The 13,503-nt window shown below is 69.7% G+C and carries 15 protein-coding genes and 3 tRNA genes; 3 read left to right on the top strand and 15 right to left on the bottom strand.

Annotated features, from left to right (window positions below; genetic code table 11):
- Window positions 1–311 precede the first annotated feature (311 nt).
- From rplL to GWK25_RS03950, 9 genes are all read right to left on the bottom strand, one after another.
- A complete protein-coding gene (rplL, locus tag GWK25_RS03990) occupies window positions 312–695 on the bottom strand; it encodes a 50S ribosomal protein L7/L12 (RefSeq protein ID WP_030039747.1) in 384 nt (127 codons plus the stop codon).
- 114 nt (window positions 696–809) lie between these two features.
- Window positions 810–1,340: a 50S ribosomal protein L10 gene (gene rplJ / locus GWK25_RS03985; protein ID WP_215448516.1), complete on the bottom strand. Its 531-nt coding sequence runs from the start codon at window positions 1,338–1,340 to the stop codon at window positions 810–812.
- Between the two features lie 295 nt (window positions 1,341–1,635).
- Complete coding sequence (locus GWK25_RS03980; RefSeq protein ID WP_215448515.1) at window positions 1,636–2,571, bottom strand: hypothetical protein; 936 nt, start codon at window positions 2,569–2,571, stop codon at window positions 1,636–1,638.
- An 81-nt stretch (window positions 2,572–2,652) separates the two neighbouring features.
- The gene (locus GWK25_RS03975) at window positions 2,653–3,522 is read right to left on the bottom strand and encodes a hypothetical protein (RefSeq protein WP_215448514.1); all 870 of its coding nucleotides are present in this window, start codon (window positions 3,520–3,522) and stop codon (window positions 2,653–2,655) included.
- 215 nt (window positions 3,523–3,737) lie between these two features.
- The gene (gene rplA, locus GWK25_RS03970) at window positions 3,738–4,463 is read right to left on the bottom strand and encodes a 50S ribosomal protein L1 (protein WP_184904681.1); all 726 of its coding nucleotides are present in this window, start codon (window positions 4,461–4,463) and stop codon (window positions 3,738–3,740) included.
- 109 nt (window positions 4,464–4,572) lie between these two features.
- On the bottom strand, window positions 4,573–5,007 hold the full coding sequence (gene rplK, locus GWK25_RS03965; protein ID WP_033528316.1) for a 50S ribosomal protein L11: 435 nt from the start codon (window positions 5,005–5,007) through the stop codon (window positions 4,573–4,575).
- Between the two features lie 188 nt (window positions 5,008–5,195).
- The gene (nusG, locus tag GWK25_RS03960; RefSeq protein ID WP_215448513.1) at window positions 5,196–6,050 is read right to left on the bottom strand and encodes a transcription termination/antitermination protein NusG; all 855 of its coding nucleotides are present in this window, start codon (window positions 6,048–6,050) and stop codon (window positions 5,196–5,198) included.
- Window positions 6,051–6,126: 76 nt separating this feature from the next.
- Window positions 6,127–6,414, bottom strand: a complete 288-nt coding sequence (gene secE / locus GWK25_RS03955; RefSeq protein ID WP_033528314.1) for a preprotein translocase subunit SecE — start codon at window positions 6,412–6,414, stop codon at window positions 6,127–6,129.
- A gap of 114 nt (window positions 6,415–6,528) precedes the next feature.
- Window positions 6,529–6,601 (bottom strand) — tRNA-Trp (locus GWK25_RS03950).
- A gap of 251 nt (window positions 6,602–6,852) precedes the next feature.
- Here GWK25_RS03950 and GWK25_RS03945 point away from each other — a divergent pair.
- Window positions 6,853–8,079 (top strand): pyridoxal phosphate-dependent aminotransferase, encoded by a 1,227-nt coding sequence (locus GWK25_RS03945; protein ID WP_215448512.1) that lies wholly within the window; start codon window positions 6,853–6,855, stop codon window positions 8,077–8,079.
- A gap of 124 nt (window positions 8,080–8,203) precedes the next feature.
- Window positions 8,204–9,250, top strand: a complete 1,047-nt coding sequence (locus GWK25_RS03940; RefSeq protein WP_215448511.1) for an adenosine deaminase — start codon at window positions 8,204–8,206, stop codon at window positions 9,248–9,250.
- On the opposite strand, the gene GWK25_RS03935 is transcribed toward GWK25_RS03940, so the two are convergent.
- The 6 genes from GWK25_RS03935 to GWK25_RS03910 form a co-directional block, all read right to left on the bottom strand.
- Complete coding sequence (locus GWK25_RS03935; RefSeq protein ID WP_215448510.1) at window positions 9,247–10,302, bottom strand: UDP-N-acetylmuramate dehydrogenase; 1,056 nt, start codon at window positions 10,300–10,302, stop codon at window positions 9,247–9,249. The genes GWK25_RS03940 and GWK25_RS03935 overlap by 4 nt on opposite strands.
- A gap of 75 nt (window positions 10,303–10,377) precedes the next feature.
- Window positions 10,378–10,806: a MaoC family dehydratase gene (locus tag GWK25_RS03930; protein WP_215448509.1), complete on the bottom strand. Its 429-nt coding sequence runs from the start codon at window positions 10,804–10,806 to the stop codon at window positions 10,378–10,380.
- Between the two features lie 7 nt (window positions 10,807–10,813).
- Window positions 10,814–11,266, bottom strand: coding sequence for a MaoC family dehydratase N-terminal domain-containing protein (locus GWK25_RS03925; RefSeq protein WP_215448508.1), 453 nt, complete (start codon window positions 11,264–11,266; stop codon window positions 10,814–10,816).
- Between the two features lie 134 nt (window positions 11,267–11,400).
- Window positions 11,401–11,565 (bottom strand): 50S ribosomal protein L33, encoded by a 165-nt coding sequence (gene rpmG / locus GWK25_RS03920; protein WP_003948671.1) that lies wholly within the window; start codon window positions 11,563–11,565, stop codon window positions 11,401–11,403.
- A 91-nt stretch (window positions 11,566–11,656) separates the two neighbouring features.
- A tRNA-Met gene (locus GWK25_RS03915) sits at window positions 11,657–11,729 on the bottom strand.
- A gap of 46 nt (window positions 11,730–11,775) precedes the next feature.
- Window positions 11,776–11,848: transfer RNA gene (locus GWK25_RS03910), tRNA-Thr, on the bottom strand.
- A 349-nt stretch (window positions 11,849–12,197) separates the two neighbouring features.
- Between GWK25_RS03910 and GWK25_RS03905 the strand changes: the two genes are divergently transcribed.
- Window positions 12,198–13,466, top strand: a complete 1,269-nt coding sequence (locus GWK25_RS03905) for an amidohydrolase family protein (RefSeq protein ID WP_215448507.1) — start codon at window positions 12,198–12,200, stop codon at window positions 13,464–13,466.
- Window positions 13,467–13,503 lie beyond the last annotated feature (37 nt).

Raw genomic sequence — 13,503 nt, 5'->3', positions numbered from 1 at the left:
ATCCATGCCTCGGAGTTCGGATCCGTGTGACGACGCGTCCTGAGAATTGCGCGCTGCGTGCAGTTCGTCAAGGCCCCCCATGCCCGAACCAGATGCTGCGATCGTCACTCGCGGCCGGTCACCAGGGGTGCTCGGAGGCACGACGAAGATCACCATACTCGCCGCCACCGACAGTGCAAGGCAGCCGTCGCTCGACGTCCCGGAACGCCGAAAGGCGACCACCCACATGGGTGATCGCCCTTCGGTACGTCCGCGTTACAGCCCCGAGCCCGGAGCCTGGCGCGAGCGGGTCCTGAGTGGACCCGTGGGCCTTACTTGACCTCGACGGAGGCGCCGGCGCCCTTGAGGGACTCGGCGGCCTTCTCGGCGGCGTCCTTGGCGACCTTCTCGAGAACGGGCTTCGGGGCGCCGTCCACGAGGTCCTTGGCCTCCTTCAGACCCAGGGAGGTCAGCTCACGCACGACCTTGATGACCTGGATCTTCTTGTCGCCGGCACCGGTGAGGATGACGTCGAACTCGTCCTTCTCCTCCTCGACCGGGGCGGCCGGGCCACCCTGGGCCGGGCCCGCGACGGCGACGGCCGCGGCGGCGGTGACGTCGAACTTCTCCTCGAAGGCCTTCACGAACTCGGAGAGCTCGATGAGGGTCATCTCCTCGAACTGCGCGAGCAGGTCTTCCTGGCTGAGCTTCGCCATGATGGGCGATCCTTCCACTAATTCGGCAGGTGCCGGATGTATCGAAACGGCGGGCGTACTTACGGCCCGCTACGACCCGCGCCTCAGGCGACGCGGATCAATGCGCGAGCCGAGTTACTCGGCACCGCCCTGCTCGTCCTGCTTGGCGCGAAGAGCGTCCACGGTGCGGACGAGCTTCGAGGGAAGCGCCTGGAAGAGCTGAGCAGTCTGGGACTGCTTGCCCTTGAAGGCACCCGCCAGCTTGGAGAGCAGAACCTCGCGGGACTCGAGGTCCGCAAGCTTCTTGATCTCGTCGGCGGACATCGCCTTGCCGTCAAGGACGCCGCCCTTGATGACGAGGTTCGGGTTGTCCTTGGCGAAGTCACGAAGACCCTTCGCCGACGTCACCGGGTCACCGGTGATGAAGGCAACCGCCGTCGGACCGTTGAACAGGTCGTCGAGCGTCGAGATCCCGGCCTCGTTGGCCGCGATCTTGGTCAGCGTGTTCTTCACCACGGCGTACTGGGCGTCTTCACCGAGCGAACGGCGCAGGTTCTTGAGCTGCGCGACGGTGAGACCCCGGTACTCGGTCAGCACGGCGGCGTTCGAGCTACGGAACTGCTCCGTGAGCTCGGCCACCGCGGCAGCCTTGTCGGGCCTTGCCATAGAGCGTCGGCCTCCTTCCGGGTGATGAGGACCGCTCAGAAGGGGCCGAACAGAACGAAACGCCCCGGCGCAGGCGCACGGGGCGTAGCTCGACCGGACGAATTCCGTGCGGACACGGAACCGGACCAGGAGCAACTTCCACAGTCACCTGCGCGGGTCGTCCGCGGTTCAGCGGATCCTTCGGCCACCGAGCCCTCTTGCAAGCGCACGGCAACGACCAGCGGTCTTTGGCTTCTCCGGAAGGTTAGATGACACACGACGTGTCAAGCAAATCCGCTCCCGAGCAGGCCCCGACTCAGCCGGATCCGGGGCGGCCCACCACCTCGTCGAGGTCCACGGTGTCGTCGGCCGCCGGGGGCTCTACGGACACGGACGGGTCGACGGCCAGGAAGGTGACGGTCATGTCGAGGGGACCGGTGTCGACCCAGCGCCCCTTCTTGTCCAGTGTGCTGGTCTCCCCGCGCAGCCGGAACTGTCTGGTCCCGCCGTCCTCGTCGACCCAGAGCTCCATGGCGAGCGCGCTTCCCACCTTCAGGCCCAGACCCATGAACTGGTCGAAGCTGTTCATCCAGAGCTCCTGGGCCTTCTTGCCCTTGGCCGTCCCGCGAGCCGCCCTCAGCCCCTTGGCCGTGACGGTGCCGCGGTAGCGGGTGGTCCGGGTGCCGTCCACCTCCTCGGTGCCGGCCTCCCGCACGTCCTCTGCGCCGTTCAGGATCGTGGACTGCACCAGCGGGCTGCCCTCCAGTTGCCGGGGCAGGATCCGATAGGACTGGTTGTCCACGCTGAGGCCACCCCACGCGGCCGGTGCCGCCCTGAACCAGTGCCGGCCGGCGGTCTCCACCCCCACGAACCCGGCGTCGCCGAGAGTCGTCTCGTCCACCTCCGTGTACATGGCGTCGTCCACGAACCGGATCTGGACGGAGCCCTCCTCGCTCGCCCCCAGACCGGTCACTTCCATGCGCAGCACGGAGGGCCGCACGCCCATGGACGCCTCGGCCCGCACCTTCCCGTGCCCGGGCAGCGTGCCCCGCACCCGGTACCGCAGCGACGTGACCTCCGTGGTCCGCTCCGCGGCCCGGGCCACGGCCTCGGCCGGCGTCTTCGGCTTCGCCTCCGCCTGGGCCTCCGTGCCGCAGGCGGTAGCACCGCCGAGCAGCGCGGCCGCGACGGCGACGCCGACCGCCCTGCGGCCGTGTACGGAGCTTACGGAGCCGCGCGCGGCAAACCTCATGTGTCCCCCTGGTCCCTCACGCCCCACCTCTGTGGGACGGCTGGGACACTAGCGCCGCCCGGTCGTGCCTGTCCCGCGAATTCAGCTCGTCGGCAGAGAGCTCATGAGGTCCCTGTAGTCGACCGTCTCGGCGGCCGGCGGCTCCTCGGTGGAGACGTCGACGCCGTAGTCGCTGTAGTGGACCGTGGAGTTCACCGTGCCGTTCGCGGTCTCGGCCTTCTCGACCTTCTTGACCAGCAGGTCGTCGTCGTCGATCCAGAGGTCGATGTCGACGGTGGTGATCCCGGCGGCCCTGAGCTGCTCCTCCAGTTCGGCCCGCATCTCCTCGCCGAGGTTCGCGTTGCGCTCCTGGAGGTCGGCGACGGCCACGGTGCCGGCGTAGTGCGTGGTCCGCTCCCCGCGGACGTCCTCCTCACCGACCTTCTCGACGTCGCCGGAGGCCAGCAGGAGCCGGACGGACTGGTTCGGTGTGACGCTCTTGAAGTGCTCCCGCACATATGCGCCGGAGGCCCCGCCGATCATCTCGCCCATGTCCTCGTACGCGTACCGGATCCACCGCTTGCCGCCGTACTGCCCGGCGAACAGGTCGCCCATGTCCGCGTAGTAGGCGTCGGGCAGATAGCGGGCCTCGGTCGAGGTGACGCCCAGGCGGCGCATCTGGTCGGCCGCCTGGCCGCCGGTGTAGGTGATGGTCATGGTGCCGTCGAGGCCGTCGGCCCAGTCGACCTCGCCGTCCGCCTCGATGGACATCAGCTCGCCCAGGTCGCCGGTCGACTCGATCCGCGACGAGTCGGCGTCGCGGGTGGAGGAGTCCGCGAGCTTGAGCGCCGCGAACGGATCGTCCCCGCCGTTCCCGTCGGCGTCCGGGGAGCCGCAGGCCACCACCCCCGTCAGCGCGGCCACCACCGCGAACGACACCGCCGTACGGCGACGCGTGCTCGTCCTGGTCATCCGTCCCCACCCCCCAGGGAGATTCACCGTGCTCCGCCCACCAGGGCAGCACATGCGCGCGCGTATGCCCACCCGTACGCCGGAAGGAGCCGTGAAGACCGGTGCGGAGCCCGTATGCCCGTGTGCCGAAAAGGGACGAGCCCCGCACCTCGAAAGGTTGCGGGGCTCGTCCTCGGGCTGTGCGACCGCGACGCGGCTGCCGGTGAGCGTCAGGCTCAGACGGCGGCCGGGTCCTCCTCGACGAGGAGGTTGCGGGTGCGGTTCGAGTCGACCGGGATGCCGGGGCCGATCGTGGTGCTGATCGCGGCCTTCTTGATGTAGCGACCCTTGGCGGCCGACGGCTTCAGACGGAGGATCTCCTCCAGCGCCGCGGCGTAGTTCTCCACCAGCTTGGTGTCGTCGAACGACGTCTTGCCGATGATGAAGTGCAGGTTCGAGTGCTTGTCGACGCGGAACTCGATCTTGCCGCCCTTGATGTCGTTGACGGCCTTCACGACGTCCGGGGTCACGGTGCCGGTCTTGGGGTTCGGCATGAGACCACGGGGACCGAGCACGCGGCCGAGGCGGCCGACCTTGCCCATGAGGTCCGGGGTGGCGACGACGGCGTCGAAGTCCAGACGGCCCTTCGCCACCTCGTCGATCAGTTCGTCGGAGCCGACGATGTCGGCGCCGGCGGCGGTCGCGGCCTCGGCACGGTCACCGGTCGCGAAGACCAGGACCCGGGCGGTCTTACCGGTGCCGTGCGGGAGGTTCACGGTGCCACGAACCATCTGGTCGGCCTTGCGCGGGTCGACACCCAGACGGAAGGCGACCTCGACGGTGCCGTCGAACTTGGAGGTGGAGGTCTCCTTGGCGAGACGGACGGCCTCGAGCGGGGCGTAGAGCTTGTCCCGGTCGACCTTGGCGTCCGCAGCGCGGAGAGCCTTGCTGCGCTTGCTCACAACTGCTCCTGTGTGTTCTGAAAGGAGTCGTGGTGTACGGGCCGAGCAGGCCCTACCACGTGCGGCTGCCCCTGCTTACGGCAGCTGCATGGTTCTACGAAGGTGGGGTTCAGCCCTCGACCGTGACGCCCATGGAACGCGCGGTACCGGCGATGATCTTCGCGGCGGCGTCCAGGTCGTTGGCGTTGAGGTCGGGCATCTTCGTCGTGGCGATCTCGCGGACCTGCGCCTCGGTGATCTTGGCGACCTTGGTCTTGTGCGGCTCGCCGGAGCCCTTCTCGATACCCGCGGCCTTGAGGATCATCTTGGCGGCCGGGGGCGTCTTGGTGACGAAGGTGAAGGAGCGGTCCTCGTAGACCGTGATCTCCACCGGGATGACCCACCCGCGCTGCGACTCGGTCGCGGCGTTGTAGGCCTTGCAGAACTCCATGATGTTGACGCCGTGCTGACCGAGCGCGGGGCCGACCGGCGGAGCCGGGTTGGCCGCGCCGGCCTGGATCTGGAGCTTGATGAGCCCCGTGACCTTCTTCTTCTTGGGAGGCATTACTCTCCGGGTCCTTTCGATTCGAGTGCGCCCTCATCCGGTTCGCGGCCAGATGAAGGCATACCGCGCAACGATAGCGGGTATAGATGCGCGGCTAAAAACCGAGCAGGTCAGACAAGCTGCGGACAGCTCGCCTGACCTGGTCGGAAGCGTGGGTTGACTCGCTCCGGAGAACTCAGTCCTTGGACTCAGTTCTTCTGGATCTGGTCGAACGACAGCTCGACAGGAGTCTCGCGGCCGAAGATCTCCACGAGACCCTTGACCTTCTTCGAGTCCGCGTTGATCTCGTTGATCGTCGCCTGCAGCGTGGCGAACGGGCCGTCCGTGACGGTGACCGAGTCGCCGACCTCGAAGTCCAGCACCTGGACCTCGACCTTGCGGGCGGGCGCCGGCTTGCCCTCGGCCTCGGCGGCCTCGCGGGCGGCCTTCTCCTCGGCCTCCGGCGCGAGCATCTTGACGATCTCGTCCAGGGTCAGCGGGTACGGGTCGTAGGCGTTGCCCACGAAGCCGGTGACGCCGGGGGTGTTGCGGACGACACCCCAGGACTCGTTCGTCAGATCCATGCGGACGAGAACGTATCCGGGGAGCTTGTTCTGGCGGATCGTCTTGCGCTCGCCGTTCTTGATCTGCGCGACCTCTTCCTGCGGCACCTCGGCCTGGAAGATGAAGTCCTCGACGTTCAGCGAGACGGCACGCTGTTCGAGGTTGGTCTTCACGCGGTTCTCGTAACCGGCGTACGTGTGGATGACGTACCACTCACCGGGCAGGGTCCGCAGTTCCTCGCGGAGGGCCTCGACGGGGTCGACCGGCTCGGTCTCCTCCTCGACGACCTCCTCGGTCGCCTCGTCCTCGTCGGCGTCCGTGTCGTCGGAGTCGTCCTCGACGTGCAGCGCCTCTTCCTCGGCCGGCTCCCCCGCCTCGGCCTCGGCAGCCTCGAACTCGTCCTCGGAGTCTGAGCCCTCGACGATGTCGAGTTCGTCGTCCACGGACTCGGCACCTTCACCGCGAGGCTCCATGGCGTCCTTCAGGTTCGGGTCAGACACGTGGCTGCTTCTTCCTGGATCATGGGGGTGGAACACGCGAAAGGGGCGCCAGGTAACGGCGCCCTTCGCTCTCGGCTCAGCCGAAGACGTACTTGGCGGCCTTGTCGAGGCCGAAGTCAATCACAGTAACAAGACCGATCATGATGACGACGAAGACGATGACCACCGTGGTGTAGGTCGTCAGCTGGGAGCGGGTCGGCCAGACGACCTTCCGCAGCTCCGCGACGATCTGGCGGTAGAAGAGCGCGAGGCGCTTCAGCGGGCCCTTCTTGGCGCGCTTGCCGCCCTTGCGGGTCTTCTTCTTGTCCTCGGGCACCTCGTCCTGGGCATCAGGCGTGTCGATGGAGCCCACGGCGTCCGTCATTCATCCTCACCTGATTCCGGTCCGGGTCGTGGCCGTGCCGCGCCCGGTCTGAGCCGCACGGCGGAACATTGCTGTACGTACATGCGCACACATCCTGGCGTGAGGAGTGTGTAGCAGGGCCGGAGGGACTTGAACCCCCAACCGCTGGTTTTGGAGACCAGTGCTCTACCAATTGAGCTACGACCCTTTGCGGTTCTCCCCCAACGTACCGCATCCGACCGAGTGCTCGGTGTGCACCTGGCGGGCGCGGCCGGTGAAGGCCAACGAGGAGAGAGCATACGTGGTCCGAGGCCTGTCGTCGAACAGAAAGCGTCCGCAGGGGCGTTGCTCGTCGAAGATCGACTGTTTCCGGCCGCGGATACGGACGGTTGTTCCGTTGCTGTTCAGTCTGTGAAACCCGCGTGCCCGGCGCGTTTCCTGTCTGAAACGATGGGGTCCATGAGCCCTGCAACCCCTCCCACCGAGCGCCGGGTCTCCGCGCGCATCGGCGCGATCTCCGAGTCCGCCACCCTCGCCGTGGACGCCAAGGCCAAGGCCCTCAAGGCCGCCGGGCGCCCGGTGATCGGCTTCGGCGCCGGTGAGCCCGACTTCCCGACCCCGGACTACATCGTCGAGGCGGCCGTCGAGGCCTGCAAGAACCCGAAGTACCACCGCTACACGCCGGCCGGCGGTCTGCCCGAGCTGAAGGCCGCGATCGCCGCGAAGACCCTGCGCGACTCCGGCTACGAGGTCGACGCGTCGCAGGTCCTCGTCACCAACGGCGGCAAGCAGGCCATCTACGAGGCGTTCGCCGCGATCCTCGACCCGGGCGACGAGGTCATCGTCCCCGCTCCGTACTGGACGACGTACCCGGAGTCGATCCGTCTCGCCGGCGGTGTCCCGGTCGAGGTCGTCGCCGACGAGACCACGGGCTACCGGGTCTCCGTCGAGCAGCTGGAGGCGGCCCGCACGGAGAACACGAAGGTCCTCCTCTTCGTCTCCCCGTCCAACCCGACCGGCGCGGTCTACACGCGCGCTCAGGTGGAGGAGATCGGCCGCTGGGCCGCCGAGAAGGGCCTGTGGGTCCTGACCGACGAGATCTACGAGCACCTGGTCTACGGCGACGCCGAGTTCCACTCGCTGCCCGTGGTCGTGCCGGAGCTGGCCGACAAGACGATCGTGGTCAACGGTGTCGCGAAGACGTACGCGATGACGGGCTGGCGCGTGGGCTGGGTCATCGGCCCGAAGGACGTCGTCAAGGCCGCGACCAACCTCCAGTCGCACGCCACGTCGAACGTCTCCAACGTGGCGCAGGTGGCCGCGCTGGCCGCCGTCTCCGGCGACCTGTCGGCCGTCGAGAAGATGAAGGAGGCGTTCGACCGCCGCCGCAAGACGATCGTGCGGATGCTCAACGAGATCGACGGCGTGTTCTGCCCGGAGCCCGAGGGCGCGTTCTACGCCTACCCCTCGGTGAAGGAGCTGATCGGCAAGGAGATCCGCGGCAAGCGCCCGCAGGACACGGTCGAGCTGGCCGCGCTGATCCTGGAGGAGGCCGAGGTCGCGGTCGTCCCCGGCGAGGCCTTCGGCACCCCCGGCTATCTGCGTCTGTCGTACGCGCTGGGTGACGAGGATCTCGTCGAGGGTGTCTCGCGCGTGCAGAAGCTGCTGGCGGAGGCGACGGACTGACGTCCTGAGCGTTCGCGGGGCCGCGTCCGGTGTCCGGGCGCGGCCCCTTATTCATGTGTGCGAGCAAGACCACGTTCGAGGATTCCGCTACCGGGACGGCGGGGGCGTGCGGCAGGATCGGGCGATGGAGCGTGTACGTGATCTCTCTGAACTGCCCAAGGCCCATCTGCATCTGCACTTCACCGGGTCGATGCGGCCCACGACCGTGCTGGAACTGGCCGACAAGTACGGGGTCCGGCTGCCCGAGGCGCTGACGGAGGCGCTGACCAGCGGGGAACCGCCGAGGCTGCGGGCGACGGACGAGCGCGGGTGGTTCCGTTTCCAGCGGCTGTACGACGCGGCGCGCTCGTGCGTCAGGGAGCCCGACGACATCCGGCGGCTGGTGCGGGAAGCCGCCGAGGAGGATGTCCGGGACGGTTCGGGCTGGCTGGAGATCCAGGTGGACCCGACGTCGTACGCGCCCCGGCTGGGCGGGCTGATCCCGGCGCTGGAGGTGATCCTGGACGCGGTCGACACGACGGCGCGGGAGACCGGGCTCGGGATGCGGGTGCTGGTGGCGGCGAACCGTATGAAGCACCCGTTGGACGCGCGCACGCTGGCCCGGCTCGCGGTGCGGTACGCGGACCGGGGTGTCGTCGGTTTCGGGCTCTCCAACGACGAACGCCGGGGCATGGCGCGGGACTTCGACCGGGCGTTCGCGATCGCCCGGGAGGGGGGTCTGCTGTCGGCGCCGCACGGTGGTGAGCTGACCGGTCCGTCGTCGGTGCGGGACTGTCTGGACGACCTGCACGCGAACCGGGTGGGGCACGGGGTGCGGGCGGCGGAGCACCCGCGCCTGTTGCAGCGGCTGGCCGAGCAGCAGATCACCTGCGAGGTCTGCCCGGCCTCGAACGTGGCGCTCGGCGTCTACGAGAAACCCGAGGACGTCCCCCTGCGGACGCTGTTCGACGCCGGGGTGCCGATGGCGCTCGGCGCGGACGACCCGCTGCTGTTCGGTTCGCGTCTCGCGGCCCAGTACGAGATCGCCCGCCGGCACCACGGCTTCACGGACGAGGAGTTGGCGGAGCTGGCCCGGCAGTCGATCCGGGGGTCGGCGGCCCCGGAGCAGGAGCGGAAGAAGCTGCTGGCCGGCGTGGACGACTGGCTCGCCGCCCCGCCCGGGGTGTCCTAGAGGCTGACGCCGACCGTCACCGGCTCGTTGACCAGGGTGATGCCGAAGGCGTCCCGGACTCCGGCGACGACCTCTCGGGCCAGGGCGAGCAGGTCCTCGGTGGTGGCGGCGCCCCGGTTGGTGAGGGCCAGGGTGTGCTTGGTGGAGATCCGGGCGGGCCCGGTGCCGTATCCCTTGGTGAAGCCGGCCTTGTCGATCAGCCAGGCGGCGGAGGTCTTGGTGTGGCCGTCGCCGGCGGCGTAGGCGGGCGGGGTGACGTCGTCCCCGAGGCGCTCACGCACGCGCGCGTGGAAGGCGGCGTACTGCTCGTCGGTGAGGATCGGGTTGGTGAAGAACGATCCGGCGGACCAGGTGTCGTGGTCCTCGGGGTCGAGCACCATGCCCTTCCCGGCGCGCAGCTTGAGCACGGTCTCGCGGGCGTCGGCGAGGGGCACCCGGTCGCCGGGTTCGACGCCGAGCGTGCGGGCCGTCTCGGCGTACTTGATCGGCCCCGACAGGCCGCCCGCGTCCTCCAGTTCGAACCGGACCCGCAGCACGACATAGCGCTCGGGCTCGTCCTTGAAGCGGCTGTGGCGGTACGAGAAGGCGCACTCGGTGTTCGCGACGGTCACGGTCTCGCGGGTGCGGCGGTCGTAGGCGACGACCTCGGTGATGGTGGAGGCGACCTCCTGGCCGTACGCGCCGACGTTCTGGATCGGTGTGGCGCCCGCGGAGCCGGGGATGCCGGCCAGGCACTCGATCCCGGCGAGCCCGGCCTCGACGGTCCGGGCGACCGCGTCGGTCCACACCTCGCCGGCGGCCAGCTCCAGCCGTGTCCCGTCGAGCGCGAAGCCCTTGGTGGCGATGACCAGCGCGGTTCCGGCGAAGCCCTGGTCCCCGATCACCAGGTTGGAGCCGCCGCCGATGAGCAGCAGCGGCGTACCGGTGTCGTCGGCCTCGCGGACGGCGGCGACGACCTCGTCGTCGGTGGTCGCGGTGATCAGCCGGCGCGCGGGCCCGCCCAGCCGGAAGGTGGTCAGCGGGGCGAGGGGGGCGTCGTGGAGTTCCTGCACGGGCTCAAGAGTACGAGACCCCCGCACCGGGGAGGGGCGGGGGACCGTGGGGGTGCGGCCGTGCGGCGTGGGCCGTCAGGCCAGTCGGACGACCGCCCGGGACATGCCCAGGACCTTCTGGCCGCCGCTCATGGCCGTCAGGTCGACGCGGACGGTGTTGTCGTCGAGCTTGGCGCCGATCTTGGCGCTGACCTCGATGGTGGCGCCCTCGTCGTCGTTGGGGACGACCACGGGCTTGGTGAAGCGGACGCCGTACTCGACGACCGAGCCCGGGTCGCCGGTCCAGTCGGTGACGACACGGATCGCCTCGGCCATGGTGAACATGCCGTGCGCGATGACGTCCGGGAGGCCGACCTCCTTGGCGAACTTCTCGTTCCAGTGGATCGGGTTGAAGTCGCCGGAGGCACCCGCGTACCGGACGAGGGTGGCGCGGGTCACGTCGAAGCTCTGGGCGGGCAGTTCGGTGCCGACCTCGACGTCGTCGTAGGAGATCTTCGCGGTCATCGGGTTCTCACGCCTCCTCGGCCGCGCGGGCCACGAGCTTGGTCCAGGCGGTCACGACGTGCTCGCCGGACTCGTCGTGGACCTCGCCGCGGATGTCCAGGATGTCGTTGCCCGCGAGGGACTTGATCGCTTCGATGGTCGAGGTGACGGTGAGGCGGTCACCGGCGCGCACCGGGCGCTTGTAGGCGAACTTCTGGTCGCCGTGCACGACGCGGCTGTAGTCGAGGCCGAGCTGCGGGTCCTGGACGACCTGGTCGGCCGCCTTGAAGGTGATCGAGAACACGAAGGTCGGCGGGGCGATCACATCGGCGTACCCGAGCGCCTTGGCCGCCTCGGGGTCCGTGTAGACGGGGTTGGTGTCCCCCACGGCCTCCGCGAACTCGCGGATCTTCTCCCGGCCGACCTCGTAGGGGTCGGTGGGCGGGTAGGTACGCCCCACGAAGGACTGGTCGAGCGCCATGGGCTCGGCACCTCCTGGTTGCTGCGGATACGGCGGTACGGACGGGCACCGGCGGGTACTGACCGGTACTGGTCGATGTAACGACGCGAGGCCGCCCCCGATCACTCGGGGACGGCCTCGTGTACGAGCCTGATTTATCGCGTTTCGCGGTGCGCGGTGTGCGCGTTGCAACGCGGGCAGTGCTTCTTCATCTCCAGTCGGTCCGGGTTGTTACGCCGGTTCTTCTTGGTGATGTAGTTCCGCTCCTTGCACTCCACGCAGGCCAGCGTGATCTTCGGGCGGACGTCGGTGGCAGCCACGTGAGTGCTCCTTGACGAACGGATGGGACAGGGTTTAACGCATAGAAGAGTAGCCGATCGAAGGACCGACCCCGCAATCGGCTACTGTCAGTAGCGGTGACCGGACTTGAACCGGTGACACAGCGATTATGAGCCGCTTGCTCTACCGACTGAGCTACACCGCTGTGATGCGATCGGATCCCGCCTCGCGACGGGAACCTTTCACACCAGAGCCCCAATACGGAATCGAACCGTAGACCTTCTCCTTACCATGGAGACGCTCTGCCGACTGAGCTATTGGGGCGAGCGATGAAGACATTACACGCCCCACCGCCGATCGCCCAAATCCGTTTCCCGGCCCGGATCCATGGGTCGCCCGGGCGCCGTCCGCCGGTCGTCCACGGAGGTTCCCGGAGCCGCCGGGGTGTACCCGGGGAACCGTCGCCCGTCCCGTTTCCGCAGGCCGCACGCGCCCCACACACACCACCGCCCCCGGCTCTCCCGGCAGTCCCCCCGCCTCCCACCGCCCGTCGCCGCCCCCTCACCCGGCAGGCGAACCGCTCCGGTACGACTATTGCGCTCCTCCGCGACGAGGCCGGGTGGCCCGCCTAGGCTCGACTCACTCTGCGTGATCTTGTAGCCCCAGGAGCGCGATGCCCGACAGCCAGCCGCAGCCGTCCCCCTCCTCCTCCGGCCCGCCCTCGGGCCCGGACGAGGCCGGCGCCCTGCTGCTGTGCGGGGCGCGACTGACCGACGGCCGGGTGGTGGACGTCCGGCTGGGCGGCGGGCGGATCGAGGCGGTCGGCACGGCGGGCAGTCTGGGCCCCGGGCCCGCCACGTCCGGGGTGTCCGCCACCCGGGTGGACCTCGGCGGTCATCTGCTCCTGCCGGCCCCCGTCGAGCCGCACGCGCACGGCGACACGGCCCTGTCGGCCGATTTCGAGGGGCCCGTCCCGTACGACGACCTGGACGTCCAGCGGCGGGCCACCGAGGCCGCGCTGCTGCAACTCGGGCACGGGGCCACGGCGTTGCGCTCGCACGTCCACGTGGGCGGTGTGCAGGGGCTGGGGGCGCTGGCGGCGGTGCACGCCGCGCGGCAGGCGCTGCGGGGCCTCGTCGAGGTGCGAACAGTGGCGATGCCCCGGGTGCTGACCGGGGTGGCGGGGGCGGACGGCCTCGCGATCCTGCGGGACGCGGTGAAGATGGGCGCCTCCGTGGTCGGCGGCTGCCCGGACCTGGACCCCGATCCCACCGGGTACGTGGAGGCGGTCCTGGAGATCGCCTCCGAGCACGACTGCCCGGTCGACCTGCACACCGACGGCGACGACCCCGCCCGGCTCGCGCGGCTCGCGGCCATGGCGGGCGGCCTGCGGCCCGGCGTGACGCTCGGCCCGTGCGGCGGTCTCGCCCGCCTTCCCTCCCAGGCCGCCGCCCGCGCCGCCGACCAGCTCGCGGCGGCCGGGGTGACCGTCGTCTGTCTCCCGCAGGGCGGCTGCGGCACCGTGGACCGCCGGGGCACGGCGCCCGTACGGCTGCTGCGCGCGGCCGGCGTGCGCGTCGCGGCGGGCAGCGGGGCGCTGCGCGACGTGTCGAACCCGGTTGGCCGCGGGGACCCCCTGGAAGCGGCGTACCTGCTGGCGTCCCGGTACGGGCTGCGTCCCGAGGAGGCGTACGACACCGTCAGCGGGGCGGCGCGTGCCGCCCTGGGGCTGCCCGAGGTGCGTGTCGAGGCCGGTTTCCCCGCCGAGCTGCTCGCGGTGCGGGGTGCGCGGCTCTCGGGGGTCCTGTCGCTGGCGTACAGCAGGATCGTCGTGCACCGGGGGCGTGTGGTGGCGCGCACCAGCGCGGTACGCGAGTACTGCGGCACGGCGACGAGCACGGCGCCGGAACTGCCTCGGCAGGGGCGGGGGGAGCCGTCGTGATCCGGGTGCCCCGGCACGCGCGCGTGGGGCGCTTTCG

Source organism: Streptomyces sp. ATCC 21386, assembly GCF_018728545.1.
Taxonomy (GTDB): domain Bacteria; phylum Actinomycetota; class Actinomycetes; order Streptomycetales; family Streptomycetaceae; genus Streptomyces.
This window is presented reverse-complemented; position numbering and strand designations above follow the sequence as displayed.

Coding starts and splice junctions, on each gene's coding strand:
- GWK25_RS03945 (WP_215448512.1), top strand. CDS start 6,853: ATGAGCCCTGCAACCCCTCCCACCGAGCGCCGGGTCTCCGCGCGCATC.
- GWK25_RS03930 (WP_215448509.1), bottom strand. CDS start 10,806: ATGACCGCGAAGATCTCCTACGACGACGTCGAGGTCGGCACCGAACTG.
- GWK25_RS03940 (WP_215448511.1), top strand. CDS start 8,204: ATGGAGCGTGTACGTGATCTCTCTGAACTGCCCAAGGCCCATCTGCAT.
- rplJ (WP_215448516.1), bottom strand. CDS start 1,340: ATGGCAAGGCCCGACAAGGCTGCCGCGGTGGCCGAGCTCACGGAGCAG.
- rplK (WP_033528316.1), bottom strand. CDS start 5,007: ATGCCTCCCAAGAAGAAGAAGGTCACGGGGCTCATCAAGCTCCAGATC.
- GWK25_RS03925 (WP_215448508.1), bottom strand. CDS start 11,266: ATGGCGCTCGACCAGTCCTTCGTGGGGCGTACCTACCCGCCCACCGAC.
- secE (WP_033528314.1), bottom strand. CDS start 6,414: ATGACGGACGCCGTGGGCTCCATCGACACGCCTGATGCCCAGGACGAG.
- GWK25_RS03905 (WP_215448507.1), top strand. CDS start 12,198: ATGCCCGACAGCCAGCCGCAGCCGTCCCCCTCCTCCTCCGGCCCGCCC.
- GWK25_RS03975 (WP_215448514.1), bottom strand. CDS start 3,522: ATGACCAGGACGAGCACGCGTCGCCGTACGGCGGTGTCGTTCGCGGTG.
- rplL (WP_030039747.1), bottom strand. CDS start 695: ATGGCGAAGCTCAGCCAGGAAGACCTGCTCGCGCAGTTCGAGGAGATG.
- GWK25_RS03980 (WP_215448515.1), bottom strand. CDS start 2,571: ATGAGGTTTGCCGCGCGCGGCTCCGTAAGCTCCGTACACGGCCGCAGG.